The sequence below is a fragment of the Ideonella margarita genome (assembly GCF_038066635.1).
Classification (GTDB): domain Bacteria; phylum Pseudomonadota; class Gammaproteobacteria; order Burkholderiales; family Burkholderiaceae_C; genus Ideonella; species Ideonella margarita.
Genome location: NZ_JBBUTI010000001.1, coordinates 359659 through 374315, shown reverse-complemented (window position 1 = coordinate 374315; position 14657 = coordinate 359659). Strand labels below are relative to the sequence as shown.

13 protein-coding genes are annotated in these 14657 nt (G+C 67.3%); 1 reads left to right on the top strand and 12 read right to left on the bottom strand.

Translation table 11 applies throughout. The annotated features are described in order from the left end of the window. Window positions 1–26: 26 nt before the first annotated feature. From panB to AACH00_RS01740, 6 genes are all read right to left on the bottom strand, one after another. A complete protein-coding gene (gene panB, locus AACH00_RS01765) occupies window positions 27–890 on the bottom strand; it encodes a 3-methyl-2-oxobutanoate hydroxymethyltransferase (RefSeq protein ID WP_341397217.1) in 864 nt (287 codons plus the stop codon). Window positions 891–1072: 182 nt separating this feature from the next. Continuing rightward, window positions 1073–2629 (bottom strand): hypothetical protein, encoded by a 1557-nt coding sequence (locus tag AACH00_RS01760; protein ID WP_341397216.1) that lies wholly within the window; start codon window positions 2627–2629, stop codon window positions 1073–1075. Between the two features lie 149 nt (window positions 2630–2778). Beyond that, a complete protein-coding gene (locus tag AACH00_RS01755) occupies window positions 2779–3861 on the bottom strand; it encodes a S49 family peptidase (RefSeq protein WP_341397215.1) in 1083 nt (360 codons plus the stop codon). A 50-nt stretch (window positions 3862–3911) separates the two neighbouring features. Beyond that, a complete protein-coding gene (locus tag AACH00_RS01750; RefSeq protein ID WP_341397214.1) occupies window positions 3912–4310 on the bottom strand; it encodes a Rieske (2Fe-2S) protein in 399 nt (132 codons plus the stop codon). Beyond that, the gene (locus AACH00_RS01745; protein WP_341397213.1) at window positions 4303–4965 is read right to left on the bottom strand and encodes an HAD family hydrolase; all 663 of its coding nucleotides are present in this window, start codon (window positions 4963–4965) and stop codon (window positions 4303–4305) included. The genes AACH00_RS01750 and AACH00_RS01745 overlap by 8 nt, the downstream gene beginning before the upstream one ends. 1 nt (window position 4966) lies before the next feature. Then, window positions 4967–5923 carry an RluA family pseudouridine synthase gene (locus tag AACH00_RS01740; RefSeq protein ID WP_341397468.1) on the bottom strand — a complete coding sequence of 319 codons (957 nt, stop codon included), beginning with the start codon at window positions 5921–5923 and terminating at the stop codon, window positions 4967–4969. Between the two features lie 831 nt (window positions 5924–6754). Between AACH00_RS01740 and AACH00_RS01735 the strand changes: the two genes are divergently transcribed. Beyond that, a complete protein-coding gene (locus AACH00_RS01735) occupies window positions 6755–9736 on the top strand; it encodes an Rne/Rng family ribonuclease (RefSeq protein ID WP_341397212.1) in 2982 nt (993 codons plus the stop codon). Between the two features lie 94 nt (window positions 9737–9830). On the opposite strand, the gene nagZ is transcribed toward AACH00_RS01735, so the two are convergent. From nagZ to rnc, 6 genes are all read right to left on the bottom strand, one after another. Next, window positions 9831–10895, bottom strand: a complete 1065-nt coding sequence (gene nagZ / locus AACH00_RS01730) for a beta-N-acetylhexosaminidase (RefSeq protein WP_341397211.1) — start codon at window positions 10893–10895, stop codon at window positions 9831–9833. After that, window positions 10892–11293 carry a holo-ACP synthase gene (gene acpS, locus AACH00_RS01725; protein WP_341397210.1) on the bottom strand — a complete coding sequence of 134 codons (402 nt, stop codon included), beginning with the start codon at window positions 11291–11293 and terminating at the stop codon, window positions 10892–10894. Before acpS ends, nagZ begins: the two co-directional genes overlap by 4 nt. Continuing rightward, a complete protein-coding gene (locus AACH00_RS01720; protein WP_341397209.1) occupies window positions 11290–12090 on the bottom strand; it encodes a pyridoxine 5'-phosphate synthase in 801 nt (266 codons plus the stop codon). Before AACH00_RS01720 ends, acpS begins: the two co-directional genes overlap by 4 nt. A 3-nt stretch (window positions 12091–12093) precedes the next feature. Further along, window positions 12094–12912: a DNA repair protein RecO gene (gene recO, locus AACH00_RS01715; RefSeq protein WP_341397208.1), complete on the bottom strand. Its 819-nt coding sequence runs from the start codon at window positions 12910–12912 to the stop codon at window positions 12094–12096. Then, window positions 12909–13850 carry a GTPase Era gene (era, locus tag AACH00_RS01710; RefSeq protein WP_423221876.1) on the bottom strand — a complete coding sequence of 314 codons (942 nt, stop codon included), beginning with the start codon at window positions 13848–13850 and terminating at the stop codon, window positions 12909–12911. Before era ends, recO begins: the two co-directional genes overlap by 4 nt. Window positions 13851–13941: 91 nt before the next feature. Continuing rightward, entirely contained in the window at window positions 13942–14652 is a 711-nt protein-coding gene (gene rnc, locus AACH00_RS01705) for a ribonuclease III (protein ID WP_341397207.1), read from the bottom strand. Window positions 14653–14657: the final 5 nt, after the last annotated feature.

Here is a 14657-nt window from a genome sequence, read left to right as displayed (position 1 = left end):
GGCGCCTGGCCGATCAACGCACGGGTTCAGTAGCCGTGCTGGGTCTCGTCCGGGAAGCTGCCGTCCTTGACGGCGGCGACATAGGCCTGCACCGCCTGGGCGATCGACAGACCCGGCGCATCGGCCTCGGTGCCAGCCACACGGGTGAAGTCACGCACGAAACGCGGCCGCTTGCCCGAGGTGATGCCCAGCAGGTCATGCATCACCAGCACCTGGCCGGCGGTACCGGCGCCGGCGCCGATGCCGATGGTGATCATGCGCGGATGCGCCAGCGTGATGTCACGGGCCAGCGCCGACGGCACCAGCTCCAGCACGATCATGTCGGCGCCGGCCTCGGCCAGCGCTGCGGCCTCGGCCTTCAGGATGGCGGCGGCCGCATCGTCACGGCCCTGCACGCGGAAGCCGCCGAGGGCGTGCACGCGCTGGGGCGTCAGACCGATGTGGGCACACACGGGAATGCCGCGCTCGACCAGGAAGCGCACGGTCTCGACCATCGGGCCGGCACCTTCGAGCTTGACCATCTGGGCACCCGCTCGCATCAGGGCGACGGCAGATGCCAGTGCCTGCTGCGGGCTGGCTTCATACGAGCCAAACGGCATGTCGGCCACCAGCCAGGCGCTGCGGCGGCCTTGCCGCACGCACTGGGTGTGGTACGCCATGTGCTCCAGCGTGACCGGCAGCGTGCTGGTCTCGCCCTGGATCACATTGCCGAGGGAGTCGCCGACCAGCAGCACGTCCACACCGGCGTCGTCGATGATCCTCGCAAACGTGGCGTCATAGGCGGTCAGCATGGTGACCTTCTCGCCGCGCGCAACCATGTCACGGAGTCGGGGCAAGCTCACGCTGGCGCGGGTGGCGGCAGCTGGCGTGGAGGCGGAATGAACGCTCATGGTGTGGGCATTTTCGGCTACAGGGTGGGCAAGGTGCTGCAGCGCAGCACGGGCGGCATTCTGCCTGTGTTGCCTGACCTTGCCCTTCCCGGGCTGCCAGAAGCCTCGACCAATGACTGGCCAACCTGCTGCGGAGCGCCCCCCGGGACTGCACGCGGCGCGGCGTGCCGGGGCCAAAGCACCTAGAAGGCGACCACCCGCATCGGGATGCCGTTCTGCTGCAGCAGGCGCGCCAGCACTTGAGCTTCCTGCTCGGACTTCAGCGGCCACAGCGTGAGCGCCTGCCCACCGGGGGCGGGCAGCAGTTCGAGTTGCAGGTGCTCGCCCTCGCGGCCGAGCGCCTGGCGCAGCCGGCGGCGCATGGCCACCAGCGGCGCAGGGTCGGCGTAGGCGCCCGTGACCAGCGCGAACTTGCCCGCAGGCGCCGCCGACTTGGTCGCCGCAGCGGGCGGAGCCGTGCGAGGCTCTTCCGCCTCGGCCTTGGCAGCAGGTGCAGGCGTGCCGGGCAAGGCGTGCAAGGGCCGCTTGGCGTAGCGGCCCTGCGGCCGGGCGGGGCGCTCCGCCTCACCGTCAGGCGATTCGGCCTGCGCGGCCATGGCCGACTTGTCAGGCTTGATGACCGGATCGATCCGCTCCTGCGGCTCTGCGGTGGCCTTGGCCTTGCCGGCGGCGTGGGCGTCGTCGTGGGCAGAAGCCTTGGTTGCTGCCGGGGTCTTGTCGGCGGCGTCGGCTGGCTTGTCGTGTTCAGACCCGGCCGCTGATGCGGCGTCATCCGAAGCAGCAGCGGCTGACGCAGCCTCCGCCGCCTGGGCAGCCGCCGCAGACGCCGCCTCGGCTTGTTTCAGCGCAGCCGCCTTGGCTTCAGCCGCCGCCACCGCAGAGGCCGCTGCCGCAGCCGACGCTGCCGAGGCCGCCTCCGCCGCCGCGGTGGCGGCGGCTGCCGCGGTGCGGGCCTGCCAGGTGTGCCAGCCAAAGAGCGCCGCGCCAAGCACCAGCGCCACGCCCGCCACCAAGCCACCCACCTTGGGCAGCGACCAAGCCGGCCGGCCGCCCACGGGCATCACGCCACCGGGCGGCACACGGCCCACCAGGGCCCGCAGCGGGTTCTTGCCTTCGCCCGGATAGGCGGCGGTCATCAGGTAGCGCCAATGCACGGCCTGGTCGGGCAAGGCATGGCTGATGTCACGCGTGGGCCAGGTGCCCGGGCCGGGGCGCTCATCAAACCCGTGTGCGTTGACAAAGGCTTCCAGGCGCTTGGCCTTGAGGCCAGGCACCAGTTGCTCAGGGGTAAACAGCGGCTGTGCAGGCCCCTGCGGCCCGCTGGCGTAGGCAAAGCGCACAAGGCCCACACCGTCGATCTGCTCGGCCTTCAGGCGGCGCCGGAACCAGCGCTTGTTGTGCCAGGCCACCAGACCCGCCAGCAGGGGTCCGCTGGCGTCATCACCGTGCTCGGCGTGGCCGCCTTCAGCATGCGCTTCGCCCTCCCCGCCGGCCTTGCCGCTGGCAGCGGCAATCGCAGCAGCGGCTTCTTCGGCGGGCGTGCCGGGCAACTGGTTCACGGGAGATGGCGGCGCAGCCGGGCGACCGGACTGGGCCGTCGCGGTGGCCGCAGCGATGTCGGCCATGTCCAGCACGGGAATGTTCATGCCGGGCGGCGGAGATGCCGGCGAAGGCGGCGGAACCTCGGCGGCAAAGGCCTCGGCGAAGGCGTCGGCGGCGGCGTCGATGTCGTCAGCCATGCGCGATGCCCGATGCCGGAACGGCCATGCTGCGGCCCCACCCTGACAAGCTCAGGGGCTGCATGGCGTGGCCACCAAGGGCCACGGAAGGGGGTTCAAGACAGAGGTCCACCCTCGGCATATCGGCCGAGGGGCAGACTTCTGTAGGTTCAGCGCAGCTCGAGCGAGCCGCGCAGGGCGCGCACGGCGCCCGCACCAACCGAGGCGCCGAAGCGCTTGGCCAGGCGTTCCGCCACGTTGTCCTGCGGGGTGTAGTCGATCACCTCTTCGGCCTTGATGACCTCGCGGGCCACGAAATCAAGGTTGCCGAACTCGTCGGCCAGGCCCATCTTGACGGCCTCTTCACCATTCCAGAACAGGCCCGAGAACGTGTCAGGCGTTTCCTTCAGGCGCTCGCCACGGCCTTCCTTGACCACCTTGATGAACTGCTGGTGGATCTGGTCGATCATGGCCTTGGCCAGGGCGGTCTGGCGCTCATTGGCGGGCGAATACGGATCCAGCATGCCCTTGTTGCTGCCGGCGGTGAGCAGGCGGCGCTCGACGCCCAGCTTCTCCATCAGGCCCGTGAAGCCGAAGCCGTCCATCAACACGCCGATGGAGCCGACCACGCTGGCCTTGTCGACATAGATTTCGTCGGCGGCCACGGCGATGTAGTAGGCGCCAGATGCGCACATTTCCTCGACGACGGCGTAGACCTTCTTCTTGTGCAACACCTTCAGGCGACGGATTTCATCGTTGATGATGCCGGCCTGCACCGGGCTGCCGCCGGGTGAGTTGATGCGCAACACCACGGCTTGCGCACCTTCGTCCTGAAAAGCGGACTTCAGCGATGCGACCAGGTTTTCTGCGCTGGCTTCGCTGTCGGCAGCGATTTCACCGCGCACTTCCACCAGCGCCGTGTGCGGGCCGCTCGGTGCATTCGGATGATTGCCGCGCTGCGAGAAGCCGGACCAGACCAGCGCCAGCACCAGGCCGAACCAGCCCAGACGCAGGGCCAGACGCCAGCGGCGGTCGCTGCGGCGCTCGCGCAGCAACTCACCCGAGACCTGGCGCACCAGGGTTTCGAGGCTGTTGATCTGGCTCTGCGACGCGGAGGCGGCTGCAGGCGCCTGTGCGGTTGCGGCAGTGGATGCCGCAGTGTTTGCATCAGCCGTGGTCTGGGCCACCGCCTCGGGCGTAGGCGCCGGGGTGGGCACTGGCGGGTTGGTGGAGTTGTCTTGAACGTCGCTCATGGTGGGGTCAGGCTGAAATCAAAGAACGGGAAGCCGTGCGGTGCGGGCGATCAGGCCGGCGCCACGGGCTGGATGTCGTTGTCGGGCGACCAGAACACCTGGCCATCCACCTCGTGCATCTTCACGGGGTGCAGGCGCTTGCCGCGGCACGGGCCACCCACGCACACACCGTTGGCGGGCTCGTAAGCGGCGCCGTGGATGGCGCAGATGATCCAGCGCTTGTCCTGGTCAAGGAACTGGCCGGCCTGCCAATCCATTTCGGTGGGCACGTGGGCGCAGCGGTTGAGGTAGCCCACCACTTTCCCGTCAAAGCGCATCGCAAAGGCCCGGGCCGGCTGGCGCCAGAGCTGCACATCGAACACCTGGGCCAGGCCGCGCTCAGCCAGGTCGCTGGCAGCGCACAGCGGCTGAGGCTCCAGGATCAAGGCGGGGCGGGTCGGCTCAGGCATGCTCGGCCAGCCAGTCGTGCAATTCCGCCACCGAGTGCGCCACGAACAGGGGCTGACAGGCGGCGAAGCCCGACGGGTCATGCGCGCCGTAACTGACCGCCACCGACGGCACACCGGCGTTCAGCGCCATCTGCAGGTCGTGGGTGGTGTCGCCGATCATCAGCGTGCGTTGCGGCTCGGCGCCAAATTCGCGCATCAGCTCGTACAGCATCCGCGGATCAGGCTTGGACGCCGTTTCATCTGCCGTGCGGCTGCCGTCGAACATGCCCTTGAGTTCGGTGCTGGCCAGCGCCTCGTTCAGGCCCAGCCGGCTCTTGCCGGTCGCCACGGTCAGCCAGTGGTGGCGGGCCTTGAGGGCGTGCAGCATGGGCAGCACGCCGTTGAACAGGCTCAAGTCATGCTGGCTCGCGGTGTAGTGGGCGCGGTAACGCTGGCCCAGCTCTGGGTAACGCTCGACCGGCAGGCCGGGCACCGCGTGTTTCAGCGCTTCATGCAGGCCCATGCCGATGACATAGGCGGCCTGGCTGTCGCCGGGCACAGGCTCTCCCAGATCGGCCGCTGCCGCCTGGATGGCCCGCACGATCAGCGCGGTGGAATCGAACAGCGTGCCATCCCAATCGAAGGCAATCAGGTCAAAACGGCGGGGTATGGGCATGTCAACGCGGTGAAAGATGAGCCAGCAGTGTCTCGCATTCGGCGGGCAGGGGTGCGGCGAGCTCGATGCGCTCCCCGCTGGCAGGATGGTCGAAAGCCAGCCGGCGGGCATGCAGGAACATGCGCTCGAACTTGACGCCGCAGGCATGGCGGCCGGCGGCCAGCGTCTTGTTCAGGCTGAAGTCGCCATATTTGTCGTCACCCACGATGGCGTGGCCTTCATGGAGCAGGTGCACCCGGATCTGGTGGGTCCGGCCGGTCTTGATGGTGACATCGAGCAGGGTGAAGCCATCAAATTCACGCTGGATGCGCACCAGCGAGATCGAGCGGCGGCCGTCCTCGTTGTCTTCCGGCACGGCGCGCACCCGCCGCTCGCCGTCGGGCGTCAGGTATTTGTGCAGTGCCACGTCCACCACCTTCTTGGCGGGCGACCAGTCACCGATCACCAGCGCGGCGTAGGTCTTGCCGGTTTCGCGCGCACGAAACTGATCTTGCAGGTTGGTCAGCGCGCTGCGCTTCTTGGCGACCATCAGCAAGCCGGAGGTTTCCTTGTCCAGGCGGTGCACCAGTTCCAGGAACTTGGCCTGCGGCCGGGCACGCCGCAGTTGCTCGATCACGCCGAAGCTCACGCCGCTGCCGCCGTGCACGGCCACGCCAGCCGGCTTGTCGATCACCAGCACATGGTCGTCCTCAAACAACACCGGAAACTCGCGCGGCGGCACCAGGGCCTGGGCCGCTTCGCTGTCTGCCACGCTGGCCGAGACGCGCACCGGCGGCACGCGCACCACATCGCCCAGCTCCAGCCGGGTATCGGCGGCCGCCCGCCCCTTGTTCACCCGCACCTCTCCGGCGCGGATGATCCGGTAGACGTGCGTCTTGGGCACGCCCTTGAGTTCGCGGATCAGGAAGTTGTCGAGGCGCTGACCGGCCGAGCCGTCATCCACCGTGACCAGCCGCACCTGCGGCGCCACCACTTCGACGGGCACCGGTGGCACGTTCTGAACGGCGCGAACCGGCTTGGCGGCCACCTTGGCCGCCGGCTTGATCGGCACGCGAATGCCCTTGGGTGGCGCGCCGCGCGTGGCTTTTTGTCCGGCGGCCCCGCGGGCGGCAGTCGCCCGGGTTTTCGCCTTTATAATGGTCTGAGCCACGTTTGAACGGTAAGTACTTGATTTTTCAGAGTTTACCCGGGTAGTTGCCGTGCTACCGTGGTGATGCGCGCTGAAGTTGCGCGCATTTATAGGTGATGCAACGCTGTCTGAATGCAGGAATGGTGGGTCCCGATGTGACTCGCGGCCAGCAGACGGACCGTGGCAGAGAAATATCGGATGTGCCGCCTTGCCTCGTGCAAGGACTTCCAACAAGGTTTTTTGGCCGGATGTTCAGTGCCCCATGGGATCGTCTGAACATCCAGCCAGCGTCGAAGCAGTTCGCCCAGTTCCTCCCGCATGCTGTTGTCTTGCTCCCCCCACCCGCTGACGAAAGGCCCCGGCTCATGGCCGGCGCGGCCTGGTGGCGGCTGGGCGCAACCCCAGGCGCCCGGCGCCCGGTTGCAGCAGATCTGCCTGCACGTTCTGGCCGAGAGCACTTTGCCGCACGCGCCAACGCTGTGATGCTCAGTCCGCCAAGAGCGGCCGCAGCCACAGTCCAGGGCGATTCCTTCTCCGGCCTCATTCCTTGTTTCTCGTGCATCGGTTGAGGCGTCGCCCGAATCTTTCCCGGATTCGGTGACGTCTTCGTGAACGCACGCGGCTGCCACCGGGCTGCCTCGTGCGCACTGAGGAGTGCACATGAAACGCATGCTGATCAATGCGACGCAGCCGGAAGAGCGGCGTCTGGCGATTGTTGACGGGCAGAAGCTGCTCGACTTCGAGACCGAAATCGAAGGTCGCGAACAACGCAAGGGCAACATCTACAAGGCCGTGGTGACACGCGTCGAGCCCTCGCTGGAAGCCTGCTTCGTCGATTACGGCGAAGACCGCCACGGCTTCCTGCCGTTCAAGGAAATCTCGAAGCAGTATTTCAAGGAAGGCGCCAGCGTCCGCGACGCCAAGATTTCCGACGTCATCTCGAATGGCCAGGAACTGCTGGTCCAGGTCGAAAAGGAAGAACGCGGCAACAAGGGCGCTGCCCTGACGACCTTCGTGTCGCTCGCCGGCCGTTACCTGGTGCTGATGCCCAACAACCCGCGTGGCGGTGGCGTCAGCCGCCGCATCGAGGGTGAGCAGCGCGAAGAGCTGAAGGAAAACCTCGACCAGCTCGAGTACCCGAAGGGCATGAGCCTGATCGCCCGCACCGCTGGCATCGGCCGCTCGGCTGCCGAGCTGCAGTGGGACCTGAACTACATGCTCAAGCTCTGGGACGCCATCGACGGCGCGGCCAAGGGCGGCAAGGGTGCCTACCTGATCTATCAGGAATCGTCGCTGGTGATCCGTGCGATCCGCGACTACTTCACCGCTGACGTCGGTGAAATCCTGATCGATACCGACGACATCTACGAGCAGGCCCAGCAGTTCATGAATCACGTGATGCCGGAATCGGCCGCACGTGTGAAGCGCTACCGCGACGACGCTCCGCTGTTCTCGCGTTTCCAGATCGAACACCAGATCGAAACCGCGTTCTCGCGCACGGTGAACCTGCCTTCGGGCGGCGCCATCGTGATCGACCACACCGAAGCACTGGTGTCGATCGACGTGAACTCGGCCCGCGCCACGCGCGGCAGCGACATCGAGGAAACCGCCACCCGCACCAACCTGGAAGCCGCCGACGAAATCGCACGCCAGTGCCGTCTGCGTGACCTGGGCGGCCTGCTGGTGGTCGACTTCATCGACATGGAAGACAGCAAGAACCGCCGCGAGGTGGAACAGCGTCTGAAGGACGCGCTGCGTTTCGACCGTGCCCGCGTGCAGTTCAGCACCATCTCGAAGTTCGGCCTGCTCGAACTGAGCCGCCAGCGCCTGCGCCCTGCGCTGAGCGAAGGCAGCCACATCACCTGCCCGCGCTGCAACGGCACCGGCCACATCCGCGACACCGAATCTTCCGCGCTGCAGATCCTGCGCATCATCCAGGAAGAGTCGATGAAGGAAAACACCGCCGCCGTGCATGTGCAGGTGCCGGTGGAAGTGACCTCGTTCCTGCTGAACGAGAAGCGCACTGAAATCACCAAGATCGAGCTGAAGCAGCGCACCACCGTGCTGCTGGTGCCGAACAAGCACCTGGAAACGCCGAACTACAAGCTGGAACGCCTGCGCCACGACGACCCGCGTCTGGAAAACCTGCAGGCCAGCTACACGATGATCGAGGAGCCGGAAGAAGAAGTCGGCATCACGCGTCGTGAAAAGATGAAGGCCAAGCAGGAGCCGGTCATCAAGGGCGTGCTGCCCGACCAGCCGGCCCCGGTGGCCCCGCCGGCACCGGTGGTGGCTGCCCCTGTGGCTGCTGCACCGGCCCCCGTGGCCGCCAAGCCGGTGGCTGCTGCTGCAGCGCCTGCCGCCAAGAGCGGTGGCGGTTTCTTCGGCTGGCTGAAGTCGCTGTTTGGCGGCGCTGAAGCGCCGGCACCCGCACCTGCTGCACCGAAGGAAGCTGCGACCACCAAGGAACGCGGTGAAGGCACCGGCCGTGACGGCCAGCGCGATGGCAAGGGTGGCCGCCAAGGCCAGTCGGGTCGCCGCGGCGAGCGCAGCGAACGTGGTCAGCGCGATGGCGCACGCACCGAAGGCCGTTCGGGCAACCGCAACGAGCCGCGTGCTGAAGGCGCGCGCACCGAAGGTCAGGCCGAAGGCCGCCGTGACGGTCGCCGCGATGGCCGCCGTGATGGCCGTAACGAGGCCCGCAACGAAGCGCGCAACGACGGCAACAGCCGCGGTGGTGATCAGCGTCGCGGCAATGGCTCGGAGCGCAACGAAGAAGTCGAGAGCACCCAGCCGCTGGCCACGGAAAACCAGCGCCGCCCGCGTCGCCAGGACAGCGAGGCCGCTCCGGTGGCAGCCGCTGAACTGCAAGTCGCGAACGGCTTGGTCGACCTGCCGGAAGGCACCGACGCCGCCACGACGGAAGCCGGCAGCGATGCCGAGCGTGAAGGCCGCCGTCGTCGCCGCCGCCGCGGTGGCCGTGGTCGTGAAGATGGCCGCGCAGAAGGCACCGAAGCCGGCGCAGAAGGCAATGACGCGCCCGACGCAGAAGCCGCTCCGGTGGCTGAAGCGGCCGCCGAAGCTGCCAACCCCGTTGAGACCGCCGACAACGCTGAAGGCACCGACGGTGGCCGCCGCCGCCGTGGTGGCCGTGGCCGTGACCGCCAGCGCCGTGACGATGACGCCGTGAAGAACGGTGACGCCGCAGCGTCGACTGAAGCCAACGGCCAGGAAGCACCGGCCTTCGGTGACAGCCCGGCCCCGACGGCCGAGCAAGCCGCCGATGCCGCCGCCTACGCCGCAGCACCGCTGGTGGGCATGGGTGCCGACACCGTGGAAGCCGCTCCGGCGGCTGCCGTGGCTGCCGAAGTTGCTGCACCCGCAGCGGCACCGGCTGCACCTTTCGTGCTGTCACTCGACGAGCTGAATCGCATCGCCGAAGGCGCAGGCCTGGCATGGGTCAACTCGGATGCTGCCAAGATCGCTGCCGCCCAGGCGGCCATCGCTGCAGAGCCGAAGCCGGTGCACGTGCCGCGTGAACGCCCGCCGGTGGTGGTCATCGACGAAGGCCCGCTGGTGCTGGTCGAGACCCGCAAGGACCTCAGCCAGGTCAGCCTGCCGTTCGATCGTCCCCAGGCCTGATCGCAGGCTCGCCGAGGCCCGTCAAAGGTCTCGGCCCAATGAAAAAGCCGCCTCTATGAGGCGGCTTTTTTGTGGCCGAATCGCCGGTGAGTGATCAGCCGTGCAGGCGCTCCAGCGCGCGGATGTACGGCGCGTGGTGCATCAACTCGTCCCAGAACAGGGGCTCGGTCTGGGGCAGCAGCGCCAGGCGGCGACGCTCGCTGTGCCCGTTCGCGGCCCAGCGGCCACGCACGCGGGCCTTCTCCAGGCCGTCGAGCAGGTCATCCACCGCGCGGCCACCATCAACCTGTGACTGGTTGCACAGCAGCACCATGTCGCAGCCAGCGGTCAGCGCGGCAATGCCCGCCTCCACCGCCGTCACAGACTGGCCGTCAATGAAACGGGCACCTTCCATGCTCAGGTCGTCGCTGAAGATGGCGCCAGTGAAGCCCAGCTGTATGCGCAGCACGTCTTGCAGCCACAAGCTCGAAAAACCGGCCGGCCGGCTGTCCACCTTGGGATAGATGACGTGCGCCGGCATGACGCTGCTGAGCGAGGTGCTGAGCCATTCGTACGGACGCGCGTCATCGGCCAGGATGGCCTTGCGCGAACGCTTGTCCACCGGCACCGCCACATGGCTGTCGGCCGCCACATGCCCGTGGCCGGGGAAATGCTTGCCGCAGTTGGCCATGCCGGCCTGCATCAAACCTTGCATCAGGCTCTTCGCGAGCAGCGTCGAGACCCGTGCATCGCGGTGGAAGGCGCGGTCGCCGATCACCGAGCTCGAACCGTGGTCCAGATCGAGCACCGGCGTGAAGCTCAGGTCGATGCCGCAAGCGCGCAACTCGCTGGCCAGCACATAGCCTGCGGCGGTGGCGGCGTCGGTGGCCTGCATCGCGTCGTTCATCCACATGTCGCCATAAAAGCGCATGGGCGGCAGGTGGGTGAAGCCGTCAGTGCGGAAGCGCTGGACGCGGCCGCCTTCGTGGTCCACGCAGACCAGCAGGTCCGGGCGAATCGACTTGATTTCAGCAACCAGCTGCGTGATCTGCGCGCGGCTTTGCCAATGGCGACCGAACAGGATCAGCCCGCCCGTCATCGGGTGGGCCAGGCGGCGGCGGTCATTGGCGTCCAGGGCGGGGCCGGCGATATCGAGAATGACAGGCGAATGCGTGGTCATGGTGCAGGGGCTGATTCAACAACGACGAAGCTGACCACGTAGTCAGTCTCGTCACTCAGGGTGACGTGGGCTTGCCAGTGGCGCGCTTCAAACCACTCAGCCAAGGGGCCGTTGAGCTGGATGTAGGGCTGGCCACTGGGGTGGTTCAGGATTTCACAGGAGCGCCACGTCATGGGCATGTGGATGCCCAGGCCGATGGCCTTGGAAAAGGATTCCTTGGCGGAGAAGCGGCTGCCGAGGTAGGCCAAGCCACGCTCGGCCGAGCGCTCCCGGCGGGCGTGATAGACCGCCAGTTCATGCGGGCCAAGCACCTTCTGTGCGAAGCGCTCGCCGCGCCGCTCGACCGTCTCGGCAATGCGCCGCAGGTCGCAGACGTCCGTGCCAATGCCAGCGATCATGCGGTGGCGGGGCCTTGGGCAGCGTGGATGCAGCGCAGGTATTCGCGCGTGGTCTGCGCATAGCCCATCTCGAGCGCATCGGCGATCAGCGCATGGCCGATCGACACTTCCGCCACACCGGGCACTTCGCGCAGGAAAGGCGTGAGGTTCTCGCGGTTCAGATCATGGCCGGCATTCACGCCCAGGCCGGCTGCCAGCGCCGCGCGGGCGGTGGCCGCGAATTGCGCGCGCACGGCCTGCTCGTCGGGCGTGCCCATCGCGCTGGCGTAGGTCTCGGTATACAGCTCCACGCGGTCCGCACCCAGCTCGCGCACCAGCGCCATCGCTTCCGGCAGCGGGTCCATGAACAGGCTGACGCGCACGCCGAGGGCATGGCATTCGTCGATCAGCGGCTTGAGCACGGCCGCATCAGCGGGCAGCACCCAACCGTGGTCAGAGGTGAACTGGCCCACCGTGTCGGGCACGAAGGTGGCCTGGTGCGGCCGCACCATGCGCACGAACTCCATCAGGTTGTGCAACGGATTGCCTTCAATGTTGTACTCCACCGCGGGCCAGTCGCGCTTCAGCATCGCCGCCAGCTCATGCACATCGGTCCCGCGGATGTGCCGCTCGTCCGGCCGCGGGTGCACGGTGATGCCTTGTGCCCCGGCCTGCAAGACCTGCTCAGCGGCACGCAGCACGCTGGGAATGCCCAGATGACGGGTGTTGCGCAGCAGAGCCACCTTGTTGATATTGACCGACAGCGCGGTCGTGGCGTGGCCGACATACACGGCTTCGGGGGCCATCAAGGGATTCATGGTTCAGCTGGCTGGATGAGTGGTGGGATCGACCTGCTCGGCGGGCCCGTCGGCCAGGCCGATGAACTGTTGGGCACCGAGCATGACGTCACGGGTCCGCAGGCGTGGCGTCCCCAGATGATAGTGAAGCAATCCGCGCAAGGTGGCCTTGAGGGCGTTGCGCTCGTTGGCGCACGCCGTTTGCAGCTCGCTCAGCGCCCCGCCATCCAGCGTCTGCTGGAGTTGCAGCAGCAGGCCGCCACTCAGGCTGGCCTCGCCTTCGCGGGCGGTGCTGAGGCCGCTGTCCGCACGCAGCAGGTATTGGCGTTGAGGCTGCACCGACGCCAGCGTGGCGGTGACGGTGTCCAGCTCGGGCAGGAGGCCGATCTCGCGCAGCAGCACGATCTCGAAGGCGCGCAGCGCGGCCTGCGTCAGCGTGTCGTCGCCAGCGGCCAGCGCGGGCAGTGACGCGGCGTAGGCATCAAACAGCACGGGGTGAGGATCGTGGCGAGCGAGCAGCTTCATCAGCAGCTCGTTCAGGTAGAAGCCGGCGAACAGCGCGGCGGCAGGCAACATCGGCGCGCCACCGGCCCATTCGGCGCTGCGCAGGTTGAGCACCTCGGAGGGCTCTTCCTTGGCCGGCCGGCCCAGCACCACCGTCATGCCCTGGAAAGGCAGCAGCACGGGCCGCAGCTGCGAATACGGGCGCTTGGCGCCCTTGGCCGCCACCGTCAGCCGGCCCTGTTCACGGGTGAACAGGTCGAGGATCAGGCTGGTTTCGCTCCAGTCGTAGCGGTGCAGCACATAGGCCGCACTGGCAGCCGCTGGGCGCCGCGGGCTCACTCGTAGCCGTAGGAGCGCAGGTGCTCCTCGCTGTCGGCCCAGCCAGAACGCACCTTGACCCACAACTCAAGGAAGATCCGCGCTTCCATCAGCTTTTCCATCTCCTGGCGGGCTTCGCTGCCGATGCGCTTGAGGCGCTCGCCACCACCACCGATGATCATGCCCTTGTGGGCATCGCGCTCCACCACGATGGAGGCGCTGATGCGGCGGCGCGTGCCGCCCTCTTCCTCTTCCCACTTGTCGATGACCACAGTGGAGGTGTAGGGCAGCTCATCACCGGTCAGGCGGAACAGCTTTTCACGAATGATTTCACTGGCCATGAACTTCTCGCTGCGGTCGGTCAGCGTGTCTTCTTCATAGAACCAGTCCTGCTCGGGCAGGTAAGGCTTGAGGATGCCGAACAGGCGATCCACATCCGACTTCTTCTGCGCCGACATCGGCACGAATTCGGTGAAGGGATGGCGGGCCTGCATCTTCTGCAGCCACGGCAGCAGGTCGCTGCGGCGGTGGATTTCGTCGAGCTTGTTGGCGATCAGCACCAGCGGCTTGCCCTCGGGCATCAGCGACAGGACCTTCTCGTCGTCGCTGCCGAAGCGGCCGGCTTCGACCAGGAACAGCACCACGTCCACGTCGCTCAGCGTGCTTTGCACGGTGCGGTTCAGGGTGCGGTTCAGCGGGTTGGCGTGCTTCATCTGGAAACCAGGCGTGTCAACGAACACGAACTGGGCTTCCTCGACCGTGCGCATGCCGGTGATGCGGTGGCGCGTGGTCTGCGCCTTCTTGGACGTGATGCTGATCTTCTGACCGACCAACGCGTTCATCAGCGTGGACTTGCCCACGTTGGGGCGTCCGACGATGGCGATCAGGCCGCAGCGTTGGGCCACGCCGTCGTCGTCAGAGGCGTCGTCGGGGGTCAGGTCGTCAGGGGTGTTGTCCACAGGGGTATTGTCCGGCAATCGCACGGGTTGTGCGCAAGTAAAAAAGCAGACGCGGTGGCCGGCCCCGGAGGACCGGCCGACCGCGGTTGACTCAGTCGCGCAGGCGGGCCGCGATGGTCGATTCAGGGAGGGCCTGCAGCTGCAGCAGCACCTTGCGCGCGGCCTCTTGTTCAGCGGCCCGGCGTGAACGCCCGTCTCCGGTGTCGGTCACGGCAAGGGCCGGCACGTCACAGGCCACGTCGAAGGTCTGGGCATGGGCCTGCCCGCGAACGCCGGCAATGCGGTAGGTGGGCACCGACAGTCGACGGGCCTGCAGCCATTCCTGCAGTTCGGTCTTGGCATCCTTGCGCCAGCTCTCGGCGGTGGTGCCGGTGATCATCTCGCCAAACAGCTTCTGCACCAAGGCGTTGGCGGGCTCGGTACCACCGTCCAGGTACATCGCGCCCAGCAGCGCTTCCAGGGCGTCCGCGAGGATGGAAGCGCGTTGTGCACCACCTGCCTTCGCTTCGCCCTCGGAGAGGCGGATCACGTCGGGCAGACCCAGCACCAGCGCCGCCTTGTGCAGCGAGTCTTCGCGCACGAGGTGGGCGCGGACACGGGTCAGGTCGCCTTCGTCAGAGCCTGCGAAGCGGTCAAACAGCAGGCGCGATACCGACAGGCTGAGCACCGAATCCCCGAGAAACTCGAGGCGCTCGTTGTGGTCAGCGCCGAAGCTGCGGTGCGTCAGGGCCCGCTTGAGCAGCTCGGGACGCACGAAGCGGTATCCGATGCGCTCCTGGAGGTTGACTAGACGCTGTTCCATCAATG